Origin of the sequence: Thalassotalea sp. ND16A (assembly GCF_000764205.1) — a bacterium.
In the GTDB taxonomy this organism is placed as follows: domain Bacteria; phylum Pseudomonadota; class Gammaproteobacteria; order Enterobacterales; family Alteromonadaceae; genus Thalassotalea_A.
Genome location: NZ_JQDZ01000011.1, coordinates 1 through 19,393, shown reverse-complemented (window position 1 = coordinate 19,393; position 19,393 = coordinate 1). Strand labels below are relative to the sequence as shown.

The window sequence follows — 19,393 nt, the reverse complement described above, 5'->3', positions numbered from 1 at the left end:
ATAATTACTCCGTTTCCAAGATCATTGCGGCGCCGAGACCACCGGCGGCACAGGCGGTGGTTAAGCCAATGCCACCACCGCGGCGTTTTAATTCATTTAATGTTTGCGTAATTAAGCGTGTACCGGTAGCCGCAAAAGGATGGCCATAGGCAAGAGAGCCGCCCATCACATTAAATTTATCCATATCGATTTCACCTATGGCTTTATCTAAACCAAGCTTTTCTTTGGCAAATTTATCGCTTGCGAACATTTTTACGTTTGCTAACGTTTGTGCCGCAAAAGCTTCGTGCATTTCAATTAAGTCAAGGTCAGCAAGGGTTAAACCAGCGCGTTGCAATGCCAGAGGCGTGGCATAAGATGGCCCCATCAACATATCTTCCCAAACATCAATGGCGGTAAATGCATAAGAGCGTATATAGCCTAAGATGTTGTAACCCAATTCTTTCGCCCGGCCTTCACGCATTAAAATAACGGCAGAAGCACCATCGGTTAGTGCGGTGGAATTGGCAGCAGTTACCGTACCGTGTTTGCGGTCAAACACCGGACGCAAACGCGCGTAACCAGCTAACTCGGAATTATTTCTGAAACAGTTATCTTTATCTACTACGGCTTTATATGGCTCAGGGTGAGCGGTCATGACTTCACCGTCAAGCTTGCCCTCTGCCCAGCATTGCGTGGCTAAGGTGTGCGAACGATGTGCCAATGCATCCTGCTCTTCTCTGCTAATGCCGTGGGTTTTTGCCATTTGTTCGGCGGTTTGCCCCATAGATAAGCCGGTAGAGTATTCGGCCACCGAAGGCGATTGTGGCAATAAGTCTTTGAACTTTAAGCTGGTGATTAATTTAGCACGCTGGCTCAACGTTTTCGCTTTCGACAAATCTAATAAGGTACGAGCGAATTTTTTGGTTACCGTTATCGGCGGTACCGACATAGAGTCTGCACCACCGGCAATACCGACATCAATGTTGCCGAGTAAAATAGATTCTGCAACGTTAACGGTAGACTGAAAACTGGTCGCACAGGCACGCGAAACACTGTATGCATCAGTATTTACCTGCATTTGTGTGCCGAGGACAATTTCACGGGCAATATTTGGTGCTTCTGGCATTTGTACCACCTGGCCAAAGACCAGTTGCTCAACCAGGGCCGGATCAAGATCGTTTTTGGCGATGAGTTCATTGACCACCATTTTACCTAAATCAACTGCTGGTACGCCGTGAAATGATGTGGCCTGTTTAACAAACGGTGTTCGTAAACCCGCAACAATTGCGATTCTTTCACCAGTGCCAGTTTTTAAATTTTGCAAAATTCCCATGAGTTTTCCTATGTTGTCTCGGTATTTTCTTCCTTTTCGATGACTTACTACTTAATCACTACTGGATTAATTAATAAGACACCCACAAAGAGGTCCGACCTGATCGTTTTGATTGATTCTATATGCAATTGCTTCTTTTTAAAAGTGTTGATTTCGAATAAGATGATCCCTATATATTCTACATGGCATTTTTAAGCGCAAGATATGCGTGAACAGGACAATAATAATTATTATGGCAATCGAACAATTTTCTAAATTACAAGAACATTTAAGTGAACAAATCGTTGGTCAGCACGCCCTGGTTGAAAATTTATTAATCGCCTTACTTGCCGATGGTCATTTAATTGTAGAAGGGCCTCCGGGTTTGGCCAAAACCCGTGCGGTAAATTCATTGGCCGATGGCATCGATGCCGATTTTCATCGCATCCAATTTACTCCGGATTTACTGCCGGCCGATTTAACCGGTACTGATATTTATCGCCCAGAAGATGGCACGTTTGTATTCCAGCAAGGCCCGTTGTTTCAAAATTTAATTTTGGCCGATGAAATTAACCGCGCCCCGGCAAAAGTCCAGTCGGCATTATTAGAAGCGATGGCAGAAGGACAGGTTACGGTAGGCAAAACTACCTATCAACTGCCTGAGTTGTTTTTAGTGATGGCAACGCAAAACCCGCTCGAGCAAGAAGGTACTTACCCGTTGCCAGAAGCGCAACTTGACCGGTTTTTAATGCATTTAGAAATTGATTATCCCAATGCCGCATCTGAATTGGAAATATTACGGTTAAACCGTGGTGAAGCATTAGCCAAGAAAAAAGCGCCAGTAACCACCATTAGCCAGGAAGAAATCTTTACTGCTCGTAAAGAGACCCTAGAGATTTATTTAGCGCCAGTGTTAGAGCAATACATAGTGGATTTGATCATGGCTACCCGCCAGGGCGAAAAATATGATGACAACCTTGCCAAATGGTTAGCTTATGGCGCCAGCCCGCGAGCCACCATAGCCCTGGACAGGTGTTCCAGAGCCAGAGCCTGGTTAAATGGTCGAGACTTTGTTAGCCCGGAAGATATTCAGGCGGTTTTCCATAATGCCTTGCGACATCGCTTAATGCTGACATACCAGGCCGAAGCAGAAGGCATTACCACCAATCAAGTACTCGATCGTATCTTGTCTTTAGTTGCCGTCGGCTAAATTGAGTACTTAACATTATGTGGTGGAACAAACAGCAAAGCGATGATGCCAATATCAATAGTGCAGCACAGCTAGACGCCTTACAGAGTAATGGCATTAATTTGACCATTGATGAGTTACTGCCGTATCAAGGTAAAACTGCATTGCTTAATCTCGCCCCTAAACATGCCGTACATGGCCATTTGTCGGGCAATTACCTTGCCCGCACCAAAGGCCGGGGCATGGAGTTTGATGAAGTAAGACATTATCAAACCGGCGATGATATTCGTGCCATCGACTGGCGGGTAACGGCGCGTACAGGCAAAACTCACACCAAACTGTTCAAAGAAGAAGTCGAGCGCCCGGTATTGGTGGCAACCGATCTTGGTCAGTCGATGTTTTTCGGTTCTAAACTGTTATTTAAATCGGTGCAAGCCTGCCATATTGCCGCATTAGTCGCCTGGCATGCCAAACAGCGCGGCGACAGAATTGGTGGTTTGGTGTTTAATGAAATTGAACATCAAGAATTAAAGCCGCGCAGTCGCCAACACGGGGTGTTGCATTATTTGCATGCGCTTGAAGAATTGCACAATGAGGGCCTAGCCCACTGGCAACAAGAGCATGCCAGCAATAATGATTACTTTATTGAAAACTGTAATCGTTTACGGCAATTAGCCCGTCCGGGCTCTTTGGTATATTTAATTACTGACGGTAATCATTTTGATGAAGCCGCATTATTGCCGTTGTCACAAATTTCCCGAGTGTGCGAATTAGTCATTTGCCAAATATCCGATCCTTTAGAAATCGAACTGCCAGATAGCAAACATAAGACCTCGGTTGCCTTTACCGACGGCGAGTTAAAACAGCAAATCACTTTAGGAGACAGAAAAACGGCCGAGCGATACCAACATAAGGCACAGCTGCTGAGTCAGCTTAAACAGCATATGTATCAGAAAGCTGGTGCCCGCTTTATTAACTTCTCTGCCGGTAGCAGCATTGAACAACAATTAAAATCAGGAGTAGAATCTTGGATCCGCTAGCGAATTTACAAGATATCCACTTACCAAATGATATCCACAGTTGGCCAGTCGCCCCAGGCTGGTGGCTGTTACTTGCAGTGATGATTGCCATAGCCTATTTTTATTGGAAAAAAATAGCAGCCAAGCGTCAACAAAACTTGGTAAAAAGACAGGCAATTGCGCAGTTAAACTCAGATGATAATTTAACCACCGAGCAATCGATAGCCATCATCAAATGGGTTGCCATGCACTATTTCAAGCGCAGCGATATTGCCGCTTTGCATGGTGATAAATTGTTGGCATTTTTAACCGATAAATTGCCCGCAGAACAACAAGCTGGCTTTGTCCAATTAGCCGAAAATGCCTTAATGCAGCAATATCGAAAGTCTGCTCACTCTCTCTATGCCGATGAATTGCAACAAGCGGCCCAGCACTGGGTCAATCACGCGATGTTAGTCGAGGTAAAAGCTAAGCCAGCAACGGGCGCGAACAACCTTGCTGTTACCCCGACAAAAACTGAGGTAGCTAGCAATGATTAGTTTTGTTTGGCCATGGCTAGCGGTGTTATTGCCACTACCACTATTGGTGTATTTTTTGTCACCGAAAAAAGTCGCATCGTCGGCAGCGCTAAAGGTACCGGTGTTATTACCCGGAGTAAGTTCTAAAGCCTCGGCATTAGGTGAACAACGATTGCCGGTGTGGCTGGCGGCAGTAGTATGGTGCTTATTGATCTTGGCAGTTACCCGGCCACAGTGGTTAGGTGATGCCATTGAGATCCCCACCCAGGGTCGGGAAATGATCATTGCTGTCGATTTATCCGGCAGCATGCAAATTGAAGACATGCGGGTTGATGGCAAAACCGTAGACCGCCTGGTGATGTTAAAGGCCTTGCTTGGCGAATTTGTTGAACGCCGCGCCGGCGATCGCCTTGGCTTAATTTTATTTGGCGATGACGCATATATGCAAACGCCAATGACTTATGACAGAGCAACCGTTCAGCAAATGCTTAATGAGTCGGTTATTGGCCTGGTGGGCCAGAAAACCGCCATAGGGGACGCGATGGCACTGGCGGTGAAACGTTTTGTCAATAAGAAAGAATCGAACCGGGTCTTGTTGCTGGTGACCGATGGACAAAACACATCTGGCAAAATATCTCCAGAGCAGGCTCTTGAATTAGCCAAAGCCAAAGATGTCACCGTTTATACTATCGGTATTGGCGCTGAGGTGATGTTAGAGCGCTCATTATTTGGCACCCGTAAAGTAAACCCATCGAGAGATTTAGATGAAGGCACCTTAAGCGAAATTGCCAAGCAAACTGGCGGTAGTTACTTTCGCGCCACCGATGGTGAGTCGATGAGCCGTATCTATCAAATGCTTGATCAATTAGAACCGGTAGAGCAAGACCAGCAGCAAATGCGGCCGTTAACGGCGTTATTTTTTTACCCCTTAGCCTTGGCAATGATGTTGATTATTTTGCAAATGTTATTAATGCAAACAAACTTTAACTGGCAGACAACAAGCAAGGAAATGCAATAATGACTGACTTTCATTTTATCCGGCCTTTGTGGTTGTTGGCGCTGATCGTGTTGGTTTGGTTAATTTGGCAATTGCGAAAAATTCGTATTTCCAGCAGTGCCTGGCATCAGGTGATCCCAAAACATTTAACCACGATGTTATTAAGTAGTGATGAAAACAAAAAGCCAGCTTCCCTTATTCCGGCCGCAATCATCGGCCTATTGTTCATTGTTGCGATGGCCGGGCCAACCTGGCAAAAACTGCCGCAGCCGGTGTTTGCAGTGGAACGTGGCTCGGTGTTGATCATGGATATGTCATTTTCAATGCTGGCAACCGACATTAAGCCCAATCGCTTAACGATGGCCCGATTTAAGGCAATGGATTTAATTGAAAAAATTGATGAAGGTGAAATTGGCTTGGTTGCCTATGCCGGTGATGCATTTATCATTAGCCCGTTGACCGCTGATATCGAAAATATCAAATTACTGTTACCATCACTATCGCCCAGTATCATGCCAGAGCTTGGCTCTAACCCTTACCCGTCATTAATTTTAGCCAATGAAATGTTGCAAAACGCTGGCCATATTGAAGGCGACATATACTGGCTCACGGATGGTATCAGCAGCGATGAATTAACCGATATTAACGATTTCGCCAGCAGCCATCCACATCGAATTAATATTTTGGCGGTGGGCACCGAACAGGGTGCGCCGATAACCTTGGCCAATGGCGAGTTAATGAAAGACAGAGGCGGCAATATTGTTATCCCCAAACTGAATGCCCGGCGTCTGGCTGGCATCAGTAGTAACAGTGGCGGAATTTTTAGTCAAATTTCTGCCGATGACAGCGACATTGTGCGTTTGAGTGAACTCAAAGTGATAGATGCAAAAAAAGAATTGGCCGCCGAACAAGAAAATATGGGCGATCAATGGCAAGAAGTTGGCCCTTACCTATTATTACTTGCCCTGCCCTTAATGCTTACTTACTTCCGCCGGGGGATTTTATTTACTCCTGTGCTGCTAAGCCTGTTGATTGCAACCAGCATGCACTCGTCGCCTGTTCAGGCCAATATCTGGGATGATTTATGGAAAACGTCAGATCAACAGGGCCAGCAAAGCTTTGATAAACAACAATACACAGATGCCGCCACTCAGTTTAATGATCCCCTATGGCAAGGCAGCAGTTTTTATAAAGCGGGGGAATATGACAAAGCATTAGAGGCCTATAAACGAGTGGATTCCGTTGAATCTTGGTACAACCAGGGCAATAGTCTGGCCAAATTGCAACAACTTGATGATGCCATTAGTGCCTACGATAAAGTACTTGCCAAGCAACCGGAACATGCTGATGCGGCTAGCAATAAAGCGCTATTAGAGCAACTGCAAGAACAGCAAGAGCAGGAACAATCGGATCAATCGCAATCAAGCGATGAACAAGAGCAAAACGAGCAGCAACAGGATAATCAACAACAGCAAGAACAAAATGGTCAAGATGGCGAAAACCAGGATCAGTCTGAGCAGCAGTCCGACCAACAACAGTCGGATCAGCAAAACGAAGATCAGCAAAACGAAGATCAGCAACAGCAGGAGCAAGAGCAAGACTCAGCAAGCCAGGAAAGTCCACAAGGGGATCAAAACCCGAATGAAAACGAGTCTGAGCAGCAAAGCCGCGATAATGAACAACAAAACGCGGAGCAAAATGAATCAGAGCAAGAGCAAAACGCCGCCGCCCAAGCTGAAAATGGTGAGCAAAGTGATGAACAGCAATCACAACAGCAACAAAGTGCGGCGTTAAGTGATACCCCAACGGCCGAAGAGCTGGAAGAAATGCAAAAACACGAGCAATTATTAAGAAAAGTTACCGACGACCCGCAATTATTATTAAGAAACAAAATGAAACTTGAGTATCAAAAGCGTCGTCAAAATAGAAGCAGTATTGGAGTAAAAGAAAAATGGTAAGAATTACCAGTTATAGCCTTATCATCATTTCCCTATTTGCCAGTTTAGGGGCAAATGCATTAACCAATGTAAGCGCCAGCATTGATAGAAATCCAGCCATTGTTAATGAGTCATTGGTACTCACGGTGGTAGCTGATGATTCAGTTTCTGCCGATGCGTTCGATCCTTCCATTCTACAACAGGATTTTGTCGTCGGCGGCACTTCGGTAAGCAGTCAAACCAATATGGTCAATTTTGATATGACCAGAACCACCGAATGGACCACTCTGCTTATTCCGAGAAAACAAGGCAAGGTGGTGATCCCAGCTTTAACAGTAGATGGTTTAAAAACTAACGCGATAGAGTTAACCGTTTTAGCCGCAGGTAGTGAGAGTGCGCAAAGCCAAAACGATGTCTATATCACCGCTGAGGTCAGTGAACAGGAAGTTTACGTGCAGCAACAATTTACTTTAAAGGTAAAGTTGCACGTGGCTGCCGATTTAAAGCGTGGTGCCCTGTCGGAGCCTAAAATGACCGGAGCTGACATTAAACAGCTTGGCCAAGATCAAGAAAGCAACCAAATAATTAACGGTAAACGGGTGCGCGTATTTGAACGCATATATACGGTAAAACCGGAAACCAGTGGCGAGTTTGTGTTGCACAGCTCCACTTTCAATGGCGAAATTGTAAAAGGCAATAAACGAGCATTATTTTCAGGCTTCGACCGTGGCAAACCGATTAGTATTCGTGGTAAAGAAATTGATATCAAGGTGAAACCGGTACCCGATGGCTATCAGGGCGAATGGTTACCCAGTGAATTGATCACCATTGATGAACAATGGCCAAGCGATAGCAGTGAGTTTGTACTGGGTGAGCCAATCACTCGGAAAGTTATTATCACCGCGGCAGCCCTGGCGGCAGAGCAATTGCCGGAATTAAACTTTGCCCCCCCCGATGGTTTAAAGATTTATCCCGATCAGGCGGAAAGTACCAGTACCGTGCAACAAGGCTTGTTGATTAGCCGTAAAGTACAAGAATTTGCCATCGTACCAACAAAGCCAGGGACCTTTACCTTACCGGAACTGTTAGTGCCTTGGTGGAATACTAAGTTAAATAAACTTGAACACGCCGTTATTGGCGAGAAAACGGTTACGATAAAAGGTATTGCCGCCACGGCTCCGCTATACAGCCCAACTAGCGATGTACCGGTAACCGTGGTAACAGAACAAAATACCACCTTGCAATGGCTGTTTCTAGCCGGCTGGCTAGTTACCGCTTTTGCCTGGTTTTATGTCGCCAGGTTAAAACACAAAATTCGCTTCGACAAGCATGCTTATCTCAGTGAAGACAAACAAAGTTATCTAAAATTAATGGCCGCCTGTAAACAAAACGATGGCGAACAAGTGTTGGCGCTATTGCCCCAATGGGCCAGCGATTTATTTGCAGGAGAGCATTTTGCAAACTTAGATCAGTTAAGTAAACGCATAAATAACATTGATTTTGCCAGCGCTCTGGCTGATTTGCAGAAAAGTTATTATTCGGCCAGCAAAGGTAACTGGCAAGGTGCAGCAATGCTAAAAGAAATTTCAAGGATACACACCAGCAGCAAACAACATCAGCAAGTTCAAATCGCGATTAATCCACAATAGAAAGCCGAAAATGCCCGTTAATAACGGGCTTTTTTTTGTTCAAGGATGTACTTATACCCGGAATGCAGGGATAGCCTTTAGAGGGTGATTGTTTTCTCCTGAGGGCAACGAGCTACTGGCCACGGGCTGTATATTTGATGAATTAACCTATAGTGTAACATACCAAGTCTGCCTGTAGCCCGAGGCCCGAAGCTAAGGTTGATTTTAAACAATAAATTTATATGATAAAAAAAATAATTCGAAATAAAAAACAAAGTACTAAGGTCCTTAAGGATATGGCGAGTAAACAAGTACGATACGAGGCTCTGGTTAACGCTCTGCATGCAGACTTATACCGATATGCCTACTGGTTGGTTCACGACAAACACGTGGCCGAAGATTTGGTTCAGGAAACATTTCTTAGAGCCTGGCGTGCGCTCGACTCGTTGAAAGATCAAAAGGCGGCTAAATCGTGGTTAATCACCATTTTGCGCAGAGAAAATGCTCGCCGTTTTGAACGTAAGCAATTTGAAATGAGTGAATACGACGAAGGCGCTACCGTTGATAATTGGTCAACAAGTACCGAACAACAACTTGAAGATCATTGGTTAAGAGAGAAAATAGCTAAGCTTCCCGCAGAATACCGAGAGCCATTGGTGCTACAAGTCATTGGTGGATTTAGTGGCGAAGAGATAGCCGGCATGTTGGATTTAAACAAAAATACCGTAATGACTCGCTTATTCAGAGCGAGAAACCAATTACGCGACGCAGTGGAACAAGATAAAGCTATTAAGGGGCGCTACAATGGATGATTTAGAATTCAGAAAACGACTGTATTCGGATCCGGCTAGCCAAGATCAAGATATGATCGATGCCATTAAGCAGGACAGTAAAAGAGCCAGTTTGGCTGATGAATTAAACGCTTTTGATGACGAGATTTTAACGGCAATGAAAGTGGAAGTGCCGGAAAATTTGGCGAGCCAGTTGATCCTTCGTCAGAGCTTACATGCTCACCAGCAAACTAAGAAAAAGTCACGCATACATTTGGCAATGGCGGCATCGGTTGCTTTTGCTGTTGGTATAACGGTTAATTTTTTAACCGCAAGTCCAGTGTATTTGAATGTAGCCGATTATTCTTTGGCCCATTACCATCATGAAGCCGCTAATTTTGAAAAAACTGGTGATGTGCAATATTCTTTAGCCAATTTTAATTCTGAAATGAATGATTTAAACGTTAGTTTTAGCGACAAACTCGGCAAACTTATTTCAATTGATGATTGTTATTTCGATGGCATGGACTCAATGCATTTGGTCTTTGAAGGTAAATACGACAACGTTACCGTATTTATTGTTCCTAAATCTGAGCACCTTAAGTTTACTCAGCAGTTCAACGATGAAACCGTGCAAGGCGTAGCTCGTCAGTACCAACAGGGTGGTGTGATCATCATGGGCGATAAAAAAGAAACGCTAGAACTGTGGCAGAAAAAAATCGATGAAACTATCGAGTGGTCCATTTAATGCACTAATGGCCGGTACATTTTCACAGTATAATTCAACTCATACTGTTTAAGCTTCTGGCAACGAGCTGCGAGCCACGGGCTGTGTATTTGATGTATCCACTTAGAGTCTAACAATACCAATTTTGCCCGAAGCCCGAAGCCATTCATGTGCTTATTGGTGTTTGGCTACTACTGCTTCAAACGTTTGCTGTATTTCAGGGGCTGGTTCAGAGGTCATTCGACTCACCACAATGATGGCGATGCTGGCCAAAATAAAACCTGGCACAATTTCATAAATGAAGGCACTTAAGCTCTGCCCATTCAGCGTAATTGGCGCATAAATCCAGAACAATACCGTACCTGCTCCGGTTAACATACCGGCAAGTGCTCCTTGTTTGTTCATTCGCTTCCAGTACAAGCTTAAAATAACCAGAGGACCAAATGCAGCGCCAAATCCTGCCCAGGCATTACTGACTAAAGTTAAAATGGTACTGTCTCTGTCGTAAGCTAAAAATACTGCGACTAATGCCACTAACAATACTGAAAGGCGACCAACCATGACTAATTGTTTTTCGCTCGCTTGCTTGTTTAAAAATGCCTGATAAAAATCCCCCGTTAATGAACTTGAAGTAACAAGGAGTTGCGAGGAGATGGTACTCATAATCGCCGCCAGAATCGCAGCTAGCAAAAAGCCGGCAATTAATGGGTGGAATAATACTTGTGAAAGTAAAATAAATATCGTTTCTGCATCATTCAGGGTTGTGCCGGTTTTAGCTACATAAGCAATACCGGCGAAACCGGTGGCCATCGCACCACAAATTGACACTATCATCCAACTCATGCCAATACGACGAGCGACGGGTAAGTCTTTAATGGAGCGAATCGCCATAAAGCGAACAATGATATGCGGCTGGCCAAAGTAGCCCAGGCCCCAGGCCATCGCTGAAATGATAGCAATAATGCTAACGCCACTGAACATATTAAAAAGATCAGGATTGATGCCATTGATAGTATGCTCCATCACCGCGATACCGCCAACGTCAAATATCACCACAATAGGTACTAAAACCAAGGCCAAAAACATAATACAGCCTTGCACAAAGTCGGTTAAGCTCACCGCTAAAAAACCGCCAAACATGGTATAGCAAACCACCACCCCGGCAGTAACGTAAAGACCCATTTCGTAGTTTAAACCAAAAGAACTTTCAAAGAGTTTGCCACCGGCAACGATGCCAGATGAGGTGTATAAGGTAAAAAACAAAATGATCACAACCGACGAGACAATGCGCAAAATGCGCTTGTCGTCATGAAAACGGTTTTCAAAGAAATCCGGCAGGGTTATCGAGTCATTCGCCATTTCAGTGTAGGTACGTAAGCGCGGGGCTACAATTCGATAATTGGCATACGCCCCAATAACCAAGCCTACGGCTATCCACATACTGCTAAGGCCAGTAATGTACATGGCACCAGGCAGTCCCATTAACATCCAGCCACTCATATCCGAAGCGCCGGCAGAAAGTGCGGTTACCGACGGGCTTAAACTGCGCCCGCCGAGCATATACCCGGAGACATCATCCGTTGATTTTTTATAAGCGTATAAACCAATTGCGATCATCACCACAAAATACACCGCTAACGAAAAAATAGTACCTAAAGCCAAGGAAACCTCCAAAATAACTTTTACTTAATAGCGCATGTTGTTTTGTTACTTACATTGAATATTGGTAAATAACATTAACGCAGTGCACTAATTACATGAATGCCATATGATATGACGGATTGCCTACTAATTTCCATCTAAATAGCTGCCATCTTCTTCATTAACAACTTGTTTTCATTAGGTTAATAAACGTCCCTAGAAGTATAGACCAAACTCAATCATCAATGTGATGATAAATTAAATTTTTAATCGCATTTTTATGTGCTAGGGTGTGTATGATACCGAATGATAAAAGGACTATTCAGAGCGCACAATTATATTGTGTAGAGATAATAGATAAAACAGGATATAAAAAAGCGATGTCACGCTTTGCCGCCAGACAATCAATAGTTGACAAAAACAATAATGTTTTTGCGTATGAGCTGCTGTTCAGAGACAGCCTGATCAATGTTTTTCCTAATATAGATGCCGACACGGCTACGGTTAAGCTGATTGAAACCACACTGGAAAGTAGACAAAGCCAAACTTTTACCAATCGTAAGCCCGCTTTTATCAATTTTACCTTGGAAACCTTGAGGAAAGGTTACCCGCTGCAATTTAATAAAGAACATATCATTGTGGAGATATTGGAAACAGAGCAGCCGGATCAAGAGTTATTGGCTATTTGCAAAAACCTTTATCACAAAGGCTATGAGATCGCCCTAGATGATTTTATTCATCATCAGCAATGGCATAATTTTTTCCCTTACATCAAAATCATCAAAGTGGATTTTCGGCAGACTAGCCCGAATGAAGTGCTAGAATTACTCGATCATCTTACCGATCATCCGCAAATTCAATTACTGGCAGAAAAAATAGAAACTCAGCAGGAATTCAACTTGGCAAAAAATTTAGGCTTTGAGCTTTTTCAGGGCTATTTTTTTGATAAGCCGGAAGTGATGCAAGCAAAAGCCCCGTTTCTCGACACCGTAGAATTATCATTTTCTAATCTGCAAAGTCACAAGGCTATTTGAACTGCTTTTAGCTTCTTTTCATCAGGTATTTATCAATTAAGCCCTGAGTTGAGCTCGATAACGAATCATTATCTTCTCCCCCCATTACTGCCAATATTGACGTACCCAATTCCTTGCCCAGTTCAACCCCCCATTGATCAAAAGAGTTGAGTTGCCACATAATCCCCTGAACAAAAATTTTATGCTCATACAACGCCAATAATGAGCCAAGCGTTTTCGGGGTCAGGCTCTCTATCACCAGGGTATTGCTGGGAGAATTACCGGGCATCACTTTATGCGGAGCGATACGCTCAACGTCCTCATTTTCTATACCTTGTGCCGTTAACTCTTGCTTTGCCTGAGCAAGTGGCTTGCCAACCATTAAGGCTTCACTTTGGGCAAAACAATTGGCCACCAACATAGTATGGTGATGGTGATAATCGCTGTTTGAGGTTAATGAGACAATAAAATCTGCCGGTACAATGTCATTACTCTGATGCATTAACTGCATAAAAGCATGCTGACCATTGGTGCCCTCCTGACCAAAAACAATCGGTGCAGTGGCTAATGCAATTTCATCGCCGGCATGGTCGACTCGCTTACCATTACTCTCCATGTCCACTTGCTGTAGGTAGCCCGGCAGGGCTCGTAAGGAATGGTCATAGGGTAAAATTGCTAAAGATTTATGCCCCAAGAAACTGGCATTCCAAATGCCAATGAGAGCCATGATTATTGGCATGTTGTCACTAAATTGTGCGCTTTGAAAGTGCTGGTCCATCTCATATGCGCCAGACTTTAATTGTTGAAAATTTTCATAACCAATGGCAATGGCCAGTGGCAGGCCAACAGCAGACCATAAAGAAAATCGACCACCGACCCAGTCCCACATAGGCAAAATATTTTCGCTTTTTATGCCAAAGGAAAGTGCTTTTTCAACATTAGAACTTACCGCAACAAAATGATTAGTAATGTCGTAGTTGGGCAAATAACTTTCAATCCAACTTTTTGCACTTTGCGCATTCAGCAAGGTTTCCTGAGTGCTAAAGGTTTTAGAGATAATCAGTACCAAGGTAGTTTCCGGGTTTAACATGGCCAGCTTTTCTGCAATAGCCCCACCATCAATATTGGCAAGGTAATGTACTTTTACTGTGCGTTGATGAAATGGTTTCAATGCTTCTTGGGCAACCTTGCCGCCATAATAGGAACCACCGATACCTATCGCTATCACATCGGTAATCGCTTTCCCGGTTGCGCCTAAGTATTCACCTTTATGTAACCGTGAACACAGCGATTGCATTTGTTTATTCGCTTGATCAATTTCCGCACACTCTGTTGGTGTCAGAATCGTTGCCTGTATTTCTTTCGGTGCGCGCAAGACGGTGTGCAAAACCGCCCTTGCCTCAGTATGATTGATTTTATCACCGGCAAACATGCTAGTAATTGCCCGCTTAAGGCCAATTTCCTCAGCCCATGCATTTAGTCTTTGCAGTACAACCTCATCGACATTTTGCTTAGAGTAATCAACAAATAAATTTCCGCAATTAAGAGAAAATTGTTCAAAACGATCCTTGTTATTAAAATAATCTGAAATCGAATTTTGCTGATACTGCTTCGCCATTGCCTGCAGTGCAAGTACTTGTTCTGATTGAACAACGGATAGTGGTGACATGTCGAATCCTTGAGACATAATTATTCAAAACCGTTAGGGTTATTTGATTGCCAACGCCAGGTGTCGCTGATCATCTCATCTAAGCCAAGTTCGGCTTGCCAGCCGAGTAATTGCTGAGCCAATTTAGCCTCGGCAAATACCGTAGCGATATCACCAGGACGACGCTCTCTTATGTTAAATGGGATATCTGCGCCACTGACTTCTTTAAACTTATCGACAATTTGCAACACCGAAGTGCCGTTGCCTGTGCCAATATTAATCGCGGTACAGCCGCTTAAGTCAGCAAGCGCGTTTACCGCTTGTACATGTGCTTTTGCCAAATCAACAACGTGAATGTAATCCCGTACACCGGTGCCATCAACCGTATCGTAATCATCACCAAAGACATTTAATGCAGCCAACCTACCTACGGCCACTTGCGATACGAATGGCAACAGGTTATTTGGAATGCCGTTCGGATTTTCACCAATCAACCCCGATTTATGGGCGCCAATCGGATTAAAATAGCGCAATGAGATAATGGACCATTGCGGATCACTTTTGGCTAAATCAAAGAGTATACTTTCAACCATTAATTTAGTTTGACCATAAGGGTTGGTCGCCGAAGTCGGCATGGTTTCAACCAATGGCGATTCATTTTTATCGCCATAAACCGTTGCTGAAGAGCTAAACACCAATTTCTTAACATTAAATTTGGCCATAACTTCTAGTAAAGTTACCGTTCCGGCAACATTGTTATGGTAATAACTTAATGGCTGTTGGGTTGACTCGCCCACCGCTTTTAAACCGGCGAAATGTATAACGGCACTAATATCATGGCTGGTGAAAAGGTTTTCCATTGCCGCTTTATCGCAGATGTCAGCTTCGATAAAAATTGGCTTTTTACCCGTAATTTGTTCAATTCTCTCTAACGATTTGGTTGAAGAATTGGCGAGGTTGTCGACCACAACAACGTCTTGGCCAACTGTAAATAACTCAACAACGGTATGGCTGCCAATATAGCCACTACCACCGGTAATTAATAAACTCATAGTAATTTTCTAATCCCTTATTTTTAACTCAGCTTTTAATCGTAATAATTATTCAATACTGAAATAAATTGTTCTATCTGCTCTTCTGGCAAAGCGTTAATGCCCGCGGCTCCCGCGCGACCTCCACCAGTTGGAAATTGAATACAAACTTCATCCGCGCCCTGTTTGTTATTTAATGGCGCTCGAACACTGACGGTATATGTGCCATCAAGGTTTTTAGTTAATACACCGTGCGCTTTATCGGGAGACCGATTGGCTAAGTCATTGCCAAACACCCCACTTACGCGACGAGACCATTTTGCATCCTCGAGACTAACGACTTTGCAAACGTTATTGTCAAATACTACTTCCGCATTATTTGCCATGCTCATGTCTTGCTGATAAGCAGATTCAAGATCATAAAATAAAGATGATTTTTGCGAAAATAAATTTTCCGGATGCTGGTAGGCTAGCAATTGTTGATAAAGTTCAGCCGGGTGAAAATGCAAATCATCGGTTGTTCGACCGTAGCCATTGTAATTAACAAAAGTGCCAAGCGCTTCGAGTTGCTTTGATAACGATTCATTTAGTCCGTTCAGCAGGCAATGGCGCGCTGCTACGTGTTTTAAATTATCACCAAAGGCTGCGGCGATGGCCCACAAATGGTGTTTGCCTTTTAAATAATCGTTCACTAATAGGCTGGTACAAACATCAGCAGAAGTATTAACTAAAGAGGTTAATAAAGGAGATTCGGGCACATCACCGGTCCGGTGATGATCAACGTAAAATACCGGAATGTTATCATTGAGTAAAGCGGTTAATGACTCTGTATTTTTTTCCATCGAGACATCGAGTACTGTAACACTTTGGGCTAATTCAACATCCACTTGTTTTAACAGAGCGATGTCTCTTTTTACCCCGGTGATCAATGTTGACGGTTTAGGCTCAGCTAAACGCAATTGCAATAATGCTAAAATACCATCGGCATCGCCGTTGAATACATCGTAATGCATAGAAAATCCTTATTATTTTATATTTTGAACACTGTTCTTAATAGCCAAATAGCATGCTTATTAATCAAATGAACAGTTGTTTGATGCACTTAGTATATTATCATAGACAATACAGGCTTTATAAAGAAACTGTTATAAAAAACATGACTATTTTGGTTTTGGAATTTAACAGGAACTTTAATGCCTGGTAGGGTCTGTTGATCTTTTGAAAAACATTTATCCGCAAAAAATATTCCATACAGAGGCATTATACAAATGTACAATTACTTTAATATCGGCTTGATCTTGCATACAATAAAAATAACAGTAAATTTACCTTGCCAAAAACTCTGTTCTAATTGTTACTGTTTGTTTAACTTCCCTTGCAATTACCCCATCTGATAGGTATAACCAATGGGTTTTAAAATTATAAGAAATAAATATAGGAAGTTTTTATGACAAATTCTAACCAGGGAACTCAAGCTGGCGAACTGCTTGGTCACCCGAAAGGTTTGTTCTTACTTTTCGGTACCGAAATGTGGGAACGAATGAGCTACTACGGTATGCGTGGTATTTTTGTACTTTATTTAGTGGCTTTCGCCGCCAGTTTTGGCTGGGACATGGCCTATTTTGGTATCGACCCGACAGCGGCTGATGCCGAAAAACTGTTTCAAACGGCATTACAATCTAAAGCTCTTGGTATTCTGGGTATCTACGCATTCTGGGTTTATGTGACACCGGTATTAGGTGGTTGGATGGCCGATAACGTTTGGGGCCAACGTAAATCGATTATCGTTGGTGGTTTACTAATGATGTTAGGTCAATTTACCCTTGGTACGCCACACAGCTTTATTCCGGGCATGGAAGAATCATTCTTATGGGTTGGCCTGTGTTTCTTAATCGTCGGTAACGGTTTCTTCAAGCCAAACATTTCAACTATGGTTGGTGATTTATACGAAGAAGGCGACAAACGACGTGATGCAGCCTTCACTATCTTCTACATGGGTATCAACTTAGGTTCTATCTTAGGTTACTTGGTTGTCGGTACCATTGGTGAAAAAATTAATTATCAATACGGCTTCCTGGTTGCTGGTGTTGGTATGCTGCTTGGTGTGTTACTACAACTTGCGCTATCAAACAAATATTTAGGCAACGTAGGTGTTGAGCCTTCTGCGAAACAAATGAAAGACAATGGAGCCGCATCTAACGCGCCACTAACCTCGGAAGAGCGTGATCGGGTTAAAGTGATTTTAATCATGTCTTTCTTCACCATCATTTTCTGGTTAGGCTTTGAGCAGGCAGCAGGTTCAATGAACCTTTTCGCCAAATACAAGACTGACTTAGTCTTTTTCGGTTGGGAAATGCCGGCATCATGGCTACAAACTGTGAACCCTATTTTCGTAATCATCCTGGCGCCAATATTTGCCGCAACCTTTTTAAAAATGGGTGCTGCCGAGCCAAATTCTCCGAAAAAGTTTGCCCTCGGTATGTTTTTCCTCGGCCTTGGCTTCATTTCAATGGTAATGGCAGCATTACAAATTGGCGACTCCGAAACAGTGAAAGCTCACGTAATTTGGCTGGTACTGGCTTACATGTTCCATACCATGGGTGAGCTATGTTTATCGCCAATAGGTCTTTCTATGGTAACCAAACTTGCACCACTGAAATATACATCATTACTTATGGGTATGTGGTTCTTCTTCTCTGGGGTTGGTAACTATTTAGCCGCATGGGTTGGACAAATGGTTGGCGAAACGGGTCCTCTACAAGCGTTCTCAGGTGTTGCTATTATGGCCTTTGTTGCTGGTATCATGCTTTGGTTACTAAGCGATAAGCTTGTTGACTGGATGCACGGTGCAGAAGATCCTCATCCGCATGATATGGAAGAAATGTTGGAAGAAGAGTTGTCTGTTATCGGCACTCATGAAGGTATGCCTGAAAAGCATTAATTCAAGCTTCTGCCTCTAATTAAAAAAACCGGACAATAAGGTCCGGTTTTTTTATGTCTGCTCGTTTTAAACCATCCATTTCCAGCAAACCGCTAAGCTTATTCACCTAGTAATAAACCTTGCCAACCAAAGTAGTTAACTTACACCACGTCATATCCTGAGGAGCTTAAGCGACATCAGGGACCTCATACGGGCGTAGCGTGCTTGAGTTGGATACCTGGTTGGCGGGACTTTAGTCTCGCATTTTAGTAATAACCACTTTCGTTGATTACGGCAGAAATGCGAGGTTGAAACCCCGCCAACCAAAGTAGTTAACTTACACCACGTCATATCCTGAGGAGCTTAAGCGACATCAGGGACCTCATACGGGCGTAGCGCGCTTGAGTTGGATACCTGGTTGGCGGGACTTCAGTCTCGCAGGTTGATAATAACCAGTTACGTTGATTACGGCAAAAATGCGAGGTTGAAACCCCGCCAACCAAAGTAGTTAACTTACACCACGTCATATCCTGAGGAGCTTAAGCGACATCAGGGACCTCATACGGGCGTAGCGCGCTTGAGTTGGATACCTGGTTGGCGGGACTTCAGTCTCGCAGGTTGATAATAACCAGTTACGTTGATTACGGCAAAAATGCGAGGTTGAAACCCCGCCAACCGAAGTAGTTAACTTACACCACGTCATACCCTGAGGAGCTTAAGCGACATCAGGGACCTCATACGGGCGCAGCGTGCTTACTTTGGATACCTGGTTGGCGGGACTTTAGTCTCGCATTTTAGTAATAACCACTCGGCGTTGACGGCAGGAACGATGCGAGGTTGAAACCCCGCCAACCCATAGGTTCTGATCCCTGGTTGGCGGGACTTTAGTCTCGCGCAAAGAAAAAGCCCCTAGCGTTAGCTAGGGGCTTTCTTGAATTAGGAGCCTGGCGATGACCTACTCTCACATGGGAACTCCCACACTACCATCGGCGCAACTGCGTTTCACTTCTGAGTTCGGCATGGGATCAGGTGGTTCCACAGTGCTATTGTCGCCAGACAAA

At 43.7% G+C, this 19,393-nt stretch carries 15 protein-coding genes and 1 rRNA gene; 10 read left to right on the top strand and 6 right to left on the bottom strand.

The annotated features are described in order from the left end of the window. Positions 1 to 4: 4 nt before the first annotated feature. Positions 5 to 1,315, bottom strand: a complete 1,311-nt coding sequence (gene fadI / locus ND16A_RS16745) for an acetyl-CoA C-acyltransferase FadI (protein WP_033076061.1) — start codon at positions 1,313 to 1,315, stop codon at positions 5 to 7. A 232-nt stretch (positions 1,316 to 1,547) separates the two neighbouring features. Between fadI and ND16A_RS16750 the strand changes: the two genes are divergently transcribed. The 8 genes from ND16A_RS16750 (at position 1,548) to ND16A_RS16785 (ending at position 10,100) form a co-directional block, all read left to right on the top strand. Then, complete coding sequence (locus ND16A_RS16750; RefSeq protein WP_033076060.1) at positions 1,548 to 2,504, top strand: AAA family ATPase; 957 nt, start codon at positions 1,548 to 1,550, stop codon at positions 2,502 to 2,504. Between the two features lie 17 nt (positions 2,505 to 2,521). Beyond that, on the top strand, positions 2,522 to 3,523 hold the full coding sequence (locus ND16A_RS16755) for a DUF58 domain-containing protein (RefSeq protein ID WP_081945429.1): 1,002 nt from the start codon (positions 2,522 to 2,524) through the stop codon (positions 3,521 to 3,523). Further along, positions 3,511 to 4,041, top strand: a complete 531-nt coding sequence (locus ND16A_RS16760) for a DUF4381 domain-containing protein (protein ID WP_033076059.1) — start codon at positions 3,511 to 3,513, stop codon at positions 4,039 to 4,041. The genes ND16A_RS16755 and ND16A_RS16760 overlap by 13 nt, the downstream gene beginning before the upstream one ends. Next, the gene (locus ND16A_RS16765) at positions 4,034 to 5,038 is read left to right on the top strand and encodes a vWA domain-containing protein (protein ID WP_033076058.1); all 1,005 of its coding nucleotides are present in this window, start codon (positions 4,034 to 4,036) and stop codon (positions 5,036 to 5,038) included. Before ND16A_RS16760 ends, ND16A_RS16765 begins: the two co-directional genes overlap by 8 nt. Further along, a complete protein-coding gene (locus ND16A_RS16770) occupies positions 5,038 to 6,975 on the top strand; it encodes a VWA domain-containing protein (RefSeq protein ID WP_033076057.1) in 1,938 nt (645 codons plus the stop codon). Before ND16A_RS16765 ends, ND16A_RS16770 begins: the two co-directional genes overlap by 1 nt. Continuing rightward, positions 6,969 to 8,603 (top strand): BatD family protein, encoded by a 1,635-nt coding sequence (locus ND16A_RS16775; RefSeq protein WP_033076056.1) that lies wholly within the window; start codon positions 6,969 to 6,971, stop codon positions 8,601 to 8,603. The genes ND16A_RS16770 and ND16A_RS16775 overlap by 7 nt, the downstream gene beginning before the upstream one ends. A gap of 275 nt (positions 8,604 to 8,878) precedes the next feature. Then, positions 8,879 to 9,394: a sigma-70 family RNA polymerase sigma factor gene (locus ND16A_RS16780; protein WP_033076074.1), complete on the top strand. Its 516-nt coding sequence runs from the start codon at positions 8,879 to 8,881 to the stop codon at positions 9,392 to 9,394. Further along, on the top strand, positions 9,387 to 10,100 hold the full coding sequence (locus ND16A_RS16785; protein WP_033076055.1) for a DUF3379 family protein: 714 nt from the start codon (positions 9,387 to 9,389) through the stop codon (positions 10,098 to 10,100). Before ND16A_RS16780 ends, ND16A_RS16785 begins: the two co-directional genes overlap by 8 nt. 153 nt (positions 10,101 to 10,253) lie before the next feature. On the opposite strand, the gene putP is transcribed toward ND16A_RS16785, so the two are convergent. Beyond that, positions 10,254 to 11,741 (bottom strand): sodium/proline symporter PutP, encoded by a 1,488-nt coding sequence (gene putP / locus ND16A_RS16790; protein ID WP_033076054.1) that lies wholly within the window; start codon positions 11,739 to 11,741, stop codon positions 10,254 to 10,256. 359 nt (positions 11,742 to 12,100) lie between these two features. On the opposite strand from putP, the gene ND16A_RS16795 reads away from it, so the two are divergent. After that, positions 12,101 to 12,754: an EAL and HDOD domain-containing protein gene (locus ND16A_RS16795; protein WP_052072810.1), complete on the top strand. Its 654-nt coding sequence runs from the start codon at positions 12,101 to 12,103 to the stop codon at positions 12,752 to 12,754. 7 nt (positions 12,755 to 12,761) lie between these two features. On the opposite strand, the gene pgi is transcribed toward ND16A_RS16795, so the two are convergent. The 3 genes from pgi to ND16A_RS16810 are packed head-to-tail and all read right to left on the bottom strand — an operon-like array spanning position 12,762 to position 16,425. Further along, positions 12,762 to 14,402 carry a glucose-6-phosphate isomerase gene (gene pgi, locus ND16A_RS16800; RefSeq protein ID WP_052072809.1) on the bottom strand — a complete coding sequence of 547 codons (1,641 nt, stop codon included), beginning with the start codon at positions 14,400 to 14,402 and terminating at the stop codon, positions 12,762 to 12,764. A gap of 20 nt (positions 14,403 to 14,422) precedes the next feature. After that, the gene (gene galE, locus ND16A_RS16805) at positions 14,423 to 15,433 is read right to left on the bottom strand and encodes a UDP-glucose 4-epimerase GalE (protein WP_033076053.1); all 1,011 of its coding nucleotides are present in this window, start codon (positions 15,431 to 15,433) and stop codon (positions 14,423 to 14,425) included. A 35-nt stretch (positions 15,434 to 15,468) separates the two neighbouring features. Beyond that, on the bottom strand, positions 15,469 to 16,425 hold the full coding sequence (locus ND16A_RS16810; RefSeq protein WP_033076052.1) for a DHHA1 domain-containing protein: 957 nt from the start codon (positions 16,423 to 16,425) through the stop codon (positions 15,469 to 15,471). A gap of 434 nt (positions 16,426 to 16,859) precedes the next feature. Here ND16A_RS16810 and ND16A_RS16815 point away from each other — a divergent pair, with 434 nt between their 5' ends. Beyond that, on the top strand, positions 16,860 to 18,353 hold the full coding sequence (locus ND16A_RS16815; RefSeq protein ID WP_033076051.1) for a peptide MFS transporter: 1,494 nt from the start codon (positions 16,860 to 16,862) through the stop codon (positions 18,351 to 18,353). Between the two features lie 921 nt (positions 18,354 to 19,274). Here the strand turns inward: ND16A_RS16815 and rrf are convergent. Continuing rightward, positions 19,275 to 19,389 (bottom strand): 5S ribosomal RNA (rrf, locus tag ND16A_RS16820). Between the last annotated feature and the right edge of the window lie 4 nt (positions 19,390 to 19,393).

What these genes read in the sequence shown, in the direction of transcription:
- fadI (WP_033076061.1), bottom strand. Translation starts at nt 1,315, where the DNA reads ATGGGAATTTTGCAAAATTTAAAAACTGGCACTGGTGAAAGAATCGCA.
- ND16A_RS16750 (WP_033076060.1), top strand. Translation starts at nt 1,548, where the DNA reads ATGGCAATCGAACAATTTTCTAAATTACAAGAACATTTAAGTGAACAA.
- ND16A_RS16755 (WP_081945429.1), top strand. Translation starts at nt 2,522, where the DNA reads ATGTGGTGGAACAAACAGCAAAGCGATGATGCCAATATCAATAGTGCA.
- ND16A_RS16765 (WP_033076058.1), top strand. Translation starts at nt 4,034, where the DNA reads ATGATTAGTTTTGTTTGGCCATGGCTAGCGGTGTTATTGCCACTACCA.
- ND16A_RS16770 (WP_033076057.1), top strand. Translation starts at nt 5,038, where the DNA reads ATGACTGACTTTCATTTTATCCGGCCTTTGTGGTTGTTGGCGCTGATC.
- ND16A_RS16775 (WP_033076056.1), top strand. Translation starts at nt 6,969, where the DNA reads ATGGTAAGAATTACCAGTTATAGCCTTATCATCATTTCCCTATTTGCC.
- ND16A_RS16780 (WP_033076074.1), top strand. Translation starts at nt 8,879, where the DNA reads ATGGCGAGTAAACAAGTACGATACGAGGCTCTGGTTAACGCTCTGCAT.
- ND16A_RS16785 (WP_033076055.1), top strand. Translation starts at nt 9,387, where the DNA reads ATGGATGATTTAGAATTCAGAAAACGACTGTATTCGGATCCGGCTAGC.
- ND16A_RS16795 (WP_052072810.1), top strand. Translation starts at nt 12,101, where the DNA reads ATGTCACGCTTTGCCGCCAGACAATCAATAGTTGACAAAAACAATAAT.
- pgi (WP_052072809.1), bottom strand. Translation starts at nt 14,402, where the DNA reads ATGTCACCACTATCCGTTGTTCAATCAGAACAAGTACTTGCACTGCAG.
- galE (WP_033076053.1), bottom strand. Translation starts at nt 15,433, where the DNA reads ATGAGTTTATTAATTACCGGTGGTAGTGGCTATATTGGCAGCCATACC.
- ND16A_RS16810 (WP_033076052.1), bottom strand. Translation starts at nt 16,425, where the DNA reads ATGCATTACGATGTATTCAACGGCGATGCCGATGGTATTTTAGCATTA.
- ND16A_RS16815 (WP_033076051.1), top strand. Translation starts at nt 16,860, where the DNA reads ATGACAAATTCTAACCAGGGAACTCAAGCTGGCGAACTGCTTGGTCAC.